8 protein-coding genes are annotated in these 10,040 nt (G+C 67.8%); 3 read left to right on the forward strand and 5 right to left on the reverse strand.

Features of this window, described 5'->3' with window-relative positions:
* Positions 1 to 334: 334 nt before the first annotated feature.
* Together FHR82_RS38250 and FHR82_RS38255 are read left to right on the forward strand one after the other, a co-directional pair.
* Entirely contained in the window at positions 335 to 1,294 is a 960-nt protein-coding gene (locus tag FHR82_RS38250) for an arabinan endo-1,5-alpha-L-arabinosidase (protein ID WP_184815541.1), read from the forward strand.
* Between the two features lie 32 nt (positions 1,295 to 1,326).
* Entirely contained in the window at positions 1,327 to 2,817 is a 1,491-nt protein-coding gene (locus FHR82_RS38255; protein WP_184815743.1) for a family 43 glycosylhydrolase, read from the forward strand.
* On the opposite strand, the gene FHR82_RS48145 is transcribed toward FHR82_RS38255, so the two are convergent.
* The 5 genes from FHR82_RS48145 to FHR82_RS38280 all read right to left on the reverse strand — a co-directional run bounded on the left by FHR82_RS48145 (position 2,797) and on the right by FHR82_RS38280 (position 7,022).
* The gene (locus tag FHR82_RS48145) at positions 2,797 to 3,012 is read right to left on the reverse strand and encodes a hypothetical protein (protein ID WP_376706475.1); all 216 of its coding nucleotides are present in this window, start codon (positions 3,010 to 3,012) and stop codon (positions 2,797 to 2,799) included. The two genes, FHR82_RS38255 and FHR82_RS48145, sit on opposite strands and share 21 nt — an antisense overlap.
* Before the next feature lie 70 nt (positions 3,013 to 3,082).
* Entirely contained in the window at positions 3,083 to 3,724 is a 642-nt protein-coding gene (locus FHR82_RS38265; protein ID WP_184815542.1) for a hypothetical protein, read from the reverse strand.
* Between the two features lie 242 nt (positions 3,725 to 3,966).
* Positions 3,967 to 4,104, reverse strand: coding sequence for a hypothetical protein (locus tag FHR82_RS38270; protein ID WP_184815543.1), 138 nt, complete (start codon positions 4,102 to 4,104; stop codon positions 3,967 to 3,969).
* A 610-nt stretch (positions 4,105 to 4,714) separates the two neighbouring features.
* Entirely contained in the window at positions 4,715 to 5,239 is a 525-nt protein-coding gene (locus FHR82_RS38275; protein ID WP_184815544.1) for an SRPBCC family protein, read from the reverse strand.
* A 1,306-nt stretch (positions 5,240 to 6,545) separates the two neighbouring features.
* Positions 6,546 to 7,022: a hypothetical protein gene (locus FHR82_RS38280; protein WP_184815545.1), complete on the reverse strand. Its 477-nt coding sequence runs from the start codon at positions 7,020 to 7,022 to the stop codon at positions 6,546 to 6,548.
* 148 nt (positions 7,023 to 7,170) lie between these two features.
* On the opposite strand from FHR82_RS38280, the gene FHR82_RS38285 reads away from it, so the two are divergent.
* Entirely contained in the window at positions 7,171 to 10,029 is a 2,859-nt protein-coding gene (locus FHR82_RS38285; protein ID WP_184815546.1) for an AfsR/SARP family transcriptional regulator, read from the forward strand.
* The last annotated feature ends 11 nt before the right edge of the window (positions 10,030 to 10,040 follow it).

Genomic DNA, 10,040 nt, shown 5'->3' on the forward strand with positions numbered 1-10,040 from the left:
GTCCCGAGTGTTATGTGAGCGATAACATCTTCGTACATTGTATATCGTTCCACCTTTTGCCGGCAGCACGCATTTTGCCTGCTAGTCCCCATAAACTAGCGTGACGATGAGGATGTGGACAATGTCCAAAGCCTGTTAGCGATAACAGTAGAGCCTTGAGCCAGCCGGATACGGGCGTTATCGTTCGAAGAGCGCGCACAGACGTGACCGGGCGCATTGATGATCGTCGTTCGTTCGTTGCGGCAGTCGTCGCCACGCGTCCCGGCGCGTGTCGTGCGTTGTCCGCTGTCCTGTCCCGCACCTCTCCCTCACCGTCGAGGAAATTGAGGACCCCATGGCTGGATTCACCAGAAGCTTGTTGACCCTGTTGACCGTGGCGGTGGCCGTGGTCGCGACCGCGGCGCCCGCCACCGCGTACCCCGCCCCAGGCCGGGTGACAGGCGCCATCGGCGTCCACGACCCGAGCGCCGTCAAACGTCCCGACGGCAGCTACCTCATCGCGCACACCGGCAACAACATCACCCTGAAGACCTCGAGTGACCGCGTCGCCTTCCGCGAGGCGGGCGCGGTCTTCCCCGGCGGCGCGCCGTGGACGACCACCTACACCGGCGGCAGCCGGAACCTGTGGGCCCCGGACATCTCCTACCACAACGGCCAGTACCACCTGTACTACTCGGCATCGACGTTCGGGTCGAACCGGTCGGCGATCTTCCTGGCCACCAGCCCAAGCGGCAACTCCGGCACCTGGACCAACCAGGGCCTGGTCGTGGAGTCGCGCACGCAGGACAACTTCAACGCCATCGACCCCGACCTCGTGGTGGACGACCAGGGCCGCTGGTGGCTGAGTTTCGGCTCCTTCTGGTCCGGCATCAAGATGATCTCCCTCAACCCCGCCACCGGCAAGCGCGCCGACGGCACGCTGCTGTCCATCGCCGGCCGGGGCGGCGGCGCCATCGAGGCCCCGAACATCGTCAAGCGCGGCGCCTACTACTACCTGTACGTCTCCTTCGACCGGTGCTGCCAGGGCGCGCAGAGCACCTACCGCGTCATGGTCGGCCGCTCCACCAGCGTCACCGGGCCCTACGTCGACCGCAACGGCAGGCAAATGACCGCGGGCGGCGGCACGGAGATCCTCGCGGGACAGGGCAGCGTGCACGGTCCCGGTCACCAGGACGTCCTGGCCGACAACGACAGCGACGTGCTGGTCTACCACTACTACGCGGACAACAACGCGTCACTGCTCGGCATCAACCTCCTCGCGATGGACTCGGCGGGCTGGCCGTACCTGCACTGACCACATCCCGCACCACCAGGAGGACAACCGTGATGCGCACATCCCAGTTCTTCCGTCGTCGCAGGCGTGGCGTGCTGACCGCTCTCGCGACCGTCTCCCTCGTGGCTGGGGTGACGTCCGCGCTGGCGCCGGCGGCTTCCGCGGCGGTGGTGGACCCCGCCGCTTCCTACGTCCTGGTCAACCGCAACAGCGGCAAGGCTCTGGACCTGCACAACCTGGCCACGAACGACGGCGCGCCGATCGTGCAGTACACCCGCAACGACGGGGCGTGGCAGCAGTGGCAGTTCGTGGACTCCGGCGGTGGCTACTACCGCCTGAAATCCCGGCACAGCGGCAAGGTCCTGGAGTTCACCTCCACCGCCGACGCCGCCGACCTCGTCCAGAACACCGACGCCGACCGCGCGAGCCAGCAGTTCCGCCTCCTCGACTCGGCGGGCGGCTACGTGCGGCTGGTCAACCGGGCGAGCAACAAGGCCGCCGACGTGTGGGAGTGGTCGACCGCCGACGGCGCCCGGGTGGTGCAGTGGGCCGACCTCGACGGCGCGAACCAGCAGTGGCAGCTGGTCAAGGTCGGCGCGAGTGCGCCGAGCCAGTTCAGCAACCCGATCAAGCGCAACGGCCCGGATCCGTGGATGCAATACCACAACGGGTACTACTACCTGGCGACGACGACGTGGAATTCCACGATCACCATGCGCCGGTCTCGCACTTTGGCAGGGTTGTCCTCCGCGGCCGACCAGGTGGTGTTCAACCTGTCCGGGCGTCCCAACGGCTGCTGCAACATGTGGGCCCCGGAGTTCCACCTGCTCAACGGCCGCTGGTACCTGTACTACGTCGCCGGGCAGAACGTGCCCGACTTCAACCCCACCCAGCGCCTGCACGTGCTGGAGAGCTCAGGCACCGACCCGATGGGCCCGTACACGTTCAAGGCCGACCTGGGCAACACCTGGGAGCTGGATCCCAGCATCCTCCAGCACAACGGGAAGCTCTACCTGCTGGGCAGCGCGTCGGACGGGACGCAGAGCCTGACCATCACCCCGATGTCGAACCCGTACACGCTCAGCGGGGCACGGCGGACCATCTCACAGCCGACGCTGGCCTGGGAACGGCAGACCCACCCGGTCAACGAGGGCGCCGAGCCGTTGTACCGCAACGGCAGGGTGATGCTCGTGTACTCCGCGAGCGCCTGCTGGGGTCCGGACTACAAGCTGGGCCTGCTGACACTGACCGGCTCCGACCCGCTCAACCGGTCGCACTGGACCAAGTCGCCGAACCCGGTCTTCCAGCGCAACGATGCCAACAGCGTCTTCGCGCCCGGCCACAACGGGTTCTTCAAGTCGCCGGACGGCACCGAGGACTGGATCGTCTACCACGCCAACGACTCCGCCTCCGGCGGCTGCGACATGAACCGCTCGACGCGGGCGCAGAAGTTCACCTGGAACGCCGACGGGACACCGAACTTCGGCACCCCGGTCCGACTGGGCACGACACTGGCCGCCCCGTCAGGTGAACCCGCGAGCTGATCGGTGTCCCCTCCGGCTGACGGGCGGCCACGTCGAGCGGTGTTCCGGGGTCCTGATCAGCTCGGGCGGAACCTTGCCGCTGCCGCGGCCGCTGGTGTGGCGCTGCAGGTTCGTGTAGATCGCGCCGGGCATCAGCGCGTTCGCCGTGATGCCGTCACGAGCCCAGCGGCGCGTCGCTTCGACGGCGAAGAGCACGTTGGCGGTCTTGGACTGGCCGTAGGTGTCCAGCGGAATCCGTGTGGTCGCGCGCCTCCGACATCGGTGGTCAGGCGGCGCAGGTGTCGCGGTCCGGGTGCAGTGCCGGGCCGACGAACGGGAGCGCCGTGAACGTGATGTCACCACCGGTGGGCGTCACCACGCCGTCGGCCACGGAGTAGTAGACCTGCGAGCCAGACCAGGTCCCGGCGTCGTCCTCCGACGCGTTCATGACAACGACGCTGCGCACGTCGTCCTCCTCGACACATCCGTAGCCGTACGTACTCGTGTCGTCGGCACCGTCGTAGAGCCGGAACTGGTGGCCGTTCGGGGTGCTGAGCGAGCGCAGCCTGCCGTCGGCGTATTCCCAGACTCCGAACACGTGGGTGTCCGAGCTGAACCTCTCCCGCACGGCCAGTTCCTCCCGGCCGTCGTTGTTCAGGTCCACGATCCGCGGCGGGCGGACGATGCCCTCCGCGTCGGCAGGCACCTCGGCCCGCAGTTCCTCACCGGCCACCTCCACCAGGAGCTTCTGGGCGTCGGTCCCGGCGGCGCGCACGGTCACCAGTTCGTCGGTGCCGTCGCCGTCGAGGTCGGCGTGGGTGGTGACGTCCCCGGCCGGGGTGGCGGACGCGGCCGGTACTGAGACCAACGCGAGCGCGGCGGCCGTCATGAGGCCGGTGCTGAGGATCGCAGTTGTCCGGGTGTTCATGTGGTTCCCCTCCTCGGTCATCCTGTCGCACATCCACAGGTGATGTCTCACAGGGGAAGACGTCTCCGGCCTGCTGATGTGGGTCCGAGATGGGATCGGTCACGAGAAAGCAACGTCAGGTGCTCTCACACGTCATCACATAAGGTCAACCACCGGCGCCGAGGCGCTGTCAGGGGAGGTCACCGCACAGCTCGCCGAAGCCAGGCGCCACGAACGGTGGCCCCTGGACGAGGGGATGCCGGTCACGCGAGATCCGGCTCGAGCACCAGCGGCAGGCCGAGGGCGCTGAACAGGCTGCGGTCCTCGAGGACGTCGATGCGCTCGAACCCCGACTTCGTGACGGTGAGGACGTCGATGGAGTATCCCCCGGTACACCCCATCGGCACCTGCGGTAGACGCCGAAGCCCGGCTTGCCGTTCACCGACATCGGCACCATCCGGCACTCGCCTATCGCGGGGCAGGTCGGTTGGTCAGTCCCGGAACGACCCATCCTCGCGGTAGCGATGGCGACGTAGAGTGTGACCGCACTGCGGGCAGTTGCGCATGAACAGCTTGGGAAGCCACACCCACCAGACCAGCAACAGGCCGCGTAGACCCCTGAAGACCTTCGACATGGTGCATGTCCGGCAGTCCCGACACCCCACTGCGTCTCCCCCTCACCCTCCGCTCCTCCTGCCGTCGAACATAGCCGATCACCAGGTAGCCGGTTCCGCTGCGGAACACCCTGCCGAGCCGATGAGGCCTGGGAGACCCGCTGCGACCGTGCGGCACGGCTTGCTGGACGGCCAACTGGTAGGAAGCTGCGGACGTCACCATGGCCACGGTTGTCGGAACGATCGTCGTGCTGGTGCTGACGGTCGGGGCTACTCGCACTGCAGATGCTGTCACCAACGACCGGCGCGCCACGTGAATGCTGGTGAACCGGTGGTTCTACGCAGCGGCCGTGGCCGTCGTCGTTGCCGGTGTCGTTCTGCCGGTCCGGCGTTCGGCTCAGTGCTCGGCGATGTCCTTGACACCGTGCACGGTCGCGAGCATGTTCCGGCGCAGGTTCGCCAGCCTGTCGGCGACGATGTGGCGTTCCCCGGCCGGGTCGGCAGCGATCACGCGGGTCAACAGCGACGGTCCCGGACCGACCCGGGCCAGGTACCGCAGCCTGGCCCGTTCCCCGAGCACCGGCTCCAGTTCGTACCGCCAGGCCGCCGCCGGCCTTTCCAGGTCGATCCGGTCGACGGCGTTGACCACGTAGCCGAACCGGCGCTCCGGCACGTAGTCCACGACTGTGCAGACGGTCTGCCACGAGCCCGCGACGGAATTGACGTTCGTGCCGAGAAACCGTGCCCCCAGGGACGGGCCGGTCACGCCGTCGAGCCACGCGGCGCCTCGGAACTCCGAGCTGAACCGCGCGGGCAGCTCGATGTCCGCGATCAGCGGCCACACCACCGGTGTGGCCGCGTCGACGATCACCTCCACCTCGACCGTCGGGCAGTCGGCGTACCTCGGTCCCGTACTGTCCATGCGTGCACCCCTTGCCCCAGTAGTTTCGTTTCTGACAATCCTCGACCATGCCGATGTCGTGGCGCTTGAGCTGAAGACGACCTTCGACAAGTTCCGCAAATACGTACAACTGCGGAACCTCGTTGACCAGCGAAACCACGCCGCCAGCACCTCATGTGTCGCGCCGTGCCGCAGATGCACCAACGTGGCCACCTCGGTTGACGAACACCAGCTTGTACTCGCGCCCGCCCCCACAGCACGTCGCCGCCGCCGTCCGGCCCGGCGAGCGTCCTGCTGCGCCTGCCACACCGGCCCGACCTCGGCCACCAACCCGGTCACCCGACGATCGACAACACCCAGCACGACCCACACCAGGATCATCTATCCACAAGATCAACGACCACCGCCGGGCTGGCCGGTGCCATGGCCGCGAACCGGCAGCCAACGCAGCCGCACCTGTCCGACCGGGAACAAGAGGTCCTCACGCTGTGGTTCCAGTGCGGCTCACGCCCCGCACGGTGGGCACTTGCCTTGACCGGATCAGAGGAAGTACAGCGACGTCGGCGGGCCGGCATCGACGTCGCCGGCCTCTGAGCCCCTACTCCGGCGACTCCGCCAGGAGAGCCGGTGGCCGTCCGGTTGGATTTGCTGGAGTGGGACGAGCACGTGCCGTCACTGTCTGCTCCCGGACGGTGTGGACGGCGACGACCTCCGCGAGATCATCGGCCGCAGTGCCCGGTCGGCGGCGCCGTGGTTCCCCGGCGTCGATCCAGGGGTGATGGTCGTAGTCCTCAGCGGCGGGTAGATGTCCTCACCTTCGCGCGACCAATCGCCAATCCAGCACAATCGACTCATGGCAGAAGACTCGCTCGCGAATCGCGCACACCACCGCAGCGTGGAACCGTACGCATTCCCACCGAAGTGGTGACCTGCCGCTCGACGATCTCCCCGTCCGGTACACCTCCAGCTCGGCGCCTGCGCGCTCGGTCACCCGCCGCAACTCGGTCAGGGCGTTCTCCGGAACAATGGCGTACCAGTAAACTCCGAATCCTTGGCGACATGCCAGCGGTTGTGCACAGGATCATCGTCGCGGGTGACCCGGCGCCCGACCGGACCGCCGACCTCATCGGAACGTGGACGACACCACAGGCACCCATGCCGGCGCCACCCGTACCGTGCTCGTCGTCGTACATACCGTCACGGCGACCGAACCGCCTCGAGATGTCCTGTGCATTTCGACTCCGACCGGCGCGTCCAGCTCGTCTTCACCTTTCTCGCCGGGTGGTCATCGCTGCCGCGGTGACCACCCGGCGAGAGGGCGATCAGATCACCGCCCAGGGAGATTGTGTCCCACTTCGGGAAGGTCATACCAGTGCCTGGGTTGAACCTTGGCCCAGTCGAACGCGTACTGGTTGAACACGGTCGGGTTCGGGATCCACCGCTTGGTGCGGCCGACCAGGTATGTTCTGTACGTATCGTATTCCTGGGCGAGGTATGCGTTCTCGACCAACGGTTCTCCTACGGGGATGTTGGTACCGCCGACCCGAAGTCCGCCATAACCAGCCCACAGCCTGAAGTAGACGTCGGGGCTGGGGACATGGTGCCGCAAACCGTCGATCACCACATAAATCGCCTTCGATCCGGCCGGCTGATACCTGTATCCGTTACAGGCGTGGCAGGGAGTCTGAACTGCCGCGGAGTGCCCGGTTCGAACTGTCTCGACCGCCGATGCGGGAACTTGGTGAACTCCGATCAGGAACACCGCCGAAAGGATGACGGGAAGGAGCCGGAGGACTTTCTTCATACACAGTCACCTCGTTGTTCGGATCATTGTGGGGCCATGATGCGGGGCCGATCGTGTGAACCGCTTGCAGAGTTTCTGCATGCGCCCTGCTCGAGCTGCTATACCTGGGTCAGGGGAGGAACACCTGGGGGTGGTCGTTGTGGGGGCGATGCTCCGTCTGCTGGGGGAAGTGGATGCGGAGGTCGACGGAAAGCCGGTGGACCTGGGCGCGCCAAGACAGCGGTGTGTTCTGGCGGCGCTGGCGGTCGACGCCGGGCAGACGATGTCCGTGGAGCGGTTGGTCGAGCGGGTCTGGGGGACAGAGACGGCACCGCGGGCCCGTGCGACGCTCCACAGCTACGTTTCCCGGCTGCGGCGGGCGCTGGCGGGCGTGGGCGGAGTGGCGATCGTGCGCCGATCCGGCGGTTACGTCCTGGTGGTCGACGCGACCGAGGCGGTGGTCGATCTGCACCGGTTCCGCGAACTGTGTGCCCGCGCCCGCCGTGATGACGCGGCGGCGTCGCGGTCGTTGACCGACGCCCTGGCGTTGTGGCGAGGCGAGGCGCTGACCGGTGTGGCGGGAGAGTGGGTGCGGACCGAGCGTGACCGGTTGGGGCAGGAGCGGCGGGCAGCCGAGCACGATCTGGTCGACGCCCGGTTGCGCGCCGGAGATGGTGGGGAGGTGGTGGCCGAGCTGTCCGCGCGGGCCACGCGGAACCCCCTGGACGAGCGGGTCGCATGCCAGTACCTGTTGGCTCTGCACCGGGCAGGGCGCACCGGCGACGCCTTGGAGCACTACCAACGGGTCCGCTTACGCCTGGTCGAGGAGTTGGGCGCAGACCCCGGTGCCGCCCTGCAGGAGCTGTACCAGCAGATCCTCGCCGCCGACCCGCACCTCATCGCCGCGCCCGCGAGCGCGACACACAAGACCCCGGCGTCCGAACCGGTGGTACCTCGCCAGCTGCCCGCGGCGCCCTCGTCGTTCGTCGGTCGCCGTGACGAACTGCGACGTCTCGACTCCCTGCTGGAAGGCACCGGCACGGTTGCCGTCGCCGCCATCGCCGGCACAGGCGGAGTGGGCAAGACAAGCTTGGCGCTGCAGTGGGCTCATCGGCACGCGGGCCGCTTCCCCGACGGACACCTGTTCGTCGACCTACGCGGCTTCACCAGCGCCGGGGAGCCGATGCCCGCGGAGGAGGCAGTGCGCGGGTTCCTCGACGCTCTCGGCGTCGAGGACGCCCGCGTCCCCGTCGACCCGCATGCCCGCTCAGCCCTGTTCCGCACTCTCGTCGCGGGCAGACGGATGCTGCTGGTGCTGGACAACGCCGTCGGCACCGACCAGGTGGTCCCGCTTCTACCCGGTACTGGTCAGTGCGCCGTGGTCGTCACCAGCCGCAACCGGCTACCGGGCTTGATCACTCGCCAAGCCGCCCACCACCTGCCGCTGGACGTGCTCGACGACACCGAGGCCCGCGCCCTGCTCGCGGATCGACTCGGAACCGCCCGCGTCGACGCCGAACAGACCGCGGTCGACCACCTGATCGCCTGGTGCGGCGGGATCCCGCTGGCGCTGACCATCGTGACCACCCAAGCCCACACCCGGCCCCACCTCTCGCTGACCGCGCTGGCCGGTGAACTACGCGACGAGGCCACCCGCATCGACCTGCTCGACAGCGAGGACCCCTCAGCCAGCCTGCCGACCGTCCTGTCCTGGTCATTGCGCACGCTCACCGCTCAGCAGCGCGACGCGTTCGCCCTCCTGAGCATCGCTCCCGGCCCCGACATCGGAGCGGCCGCCGCCGCCAACCTCCTCGGCACCTCCCAGACATCGACCACACGGATCCTGCGCGCTCTGGAAGAGGCATCCCTGCTCCGCGGCCACGGAGTCGGCCGCTGGCGGATGCACGACCTGGTCCGTGCTTACGCCATGACCCTCGACCTGGACGACGAGGTGGGAAAAGGAGCTCTGCGGCGGGTGCTCGACTTCTACACCCACACCGCTCACACCGGCGAGCAGCTCCTGGCGCCGCACCGTGCTCCCCACCGGCTCGACTCGCCGGTTCCCGTTGTTCGCCTACCCCCGCCAGCCGATGCGACGAGGGCACTGGCTTGGTTCGACACCGAACGGGTCAACCTGATCGCCGCCCAGCACACCGCCGTCATACACCACTGGCATTCCGCCGTCGGAAATCTGGCCTGGAGTCTGCACACCTACCTGGGCAGGCGGGGCCACATCCACGACGCGATCACCGTGTGGCAGGCCGCCGCTGACGCCCTCGCCCAGCTGCCCGACCCCGCCACCGTCACCCGCGCTCACCGGAACCTCGGCTACGCCCACGCCGAGCTCGGCCGCCACGAGAACGCCATAGACCATATGCATCAGGCCCTCGCCCTCGCCGAATACCACCGCGACCGCATTCAGGAAGCCCACATCCACCACGCGCTGGGGTGGGTCTGGGGGCGCCAGAGGGACAACCGACAGGCCTTTGACCACGCCCGCCGTGCGCTGAACCTCTACCGCGATCTCGACCAGCCGGTACCGGAAGCCGAAGCGCTCAACGCGATGGGCTGGTACGCCGCCCGCCTGGGTCAGCATGACACCGCTCGCGACCACTGCCAGGCCGCTCTGGTCCTGCACCGGCATCATCGCAACCTCAACGGCGAGGCGAACACCTTGGACAGCCTCGGTTACATCGACCACCACAACGGCCACCACGATCAAGCGCTCGACCACTACCGGCACGCCCTCGCCCTGCACCGCGCGCTCGGCAACACCTATCAAGTCGCCCACACCCTCGACCGGCTCGGTCGCGCCCTCGCCGCCCTCTGCCACCACGAACAGGCGCGTACCGCGTGGCTGGAGGCGCTGGCACTGTACCGAGAACAGCGGCGCGAACCCGGCACCGCACGGATACAGAGACATCTCGACAACCTTGCCAAGCACCACCGTGCCGACGACCCGGCCGCCCGGTGCCACCGAAATCGCCAAAGCAGGTCCAGCCACGCAGACAGAAAACTGTCCCGGTAACGGCCACAACC

It is taken from the genome of Actinophytocola algeriensis (assembly GCF_014203735.1).
Lineage (GTDB): Bacteria > Actinomycetota > Actinomycetes > Mycobacteriales > Pseudonocardiaceae > Actinophytocola > Actinophytocola algeriensis.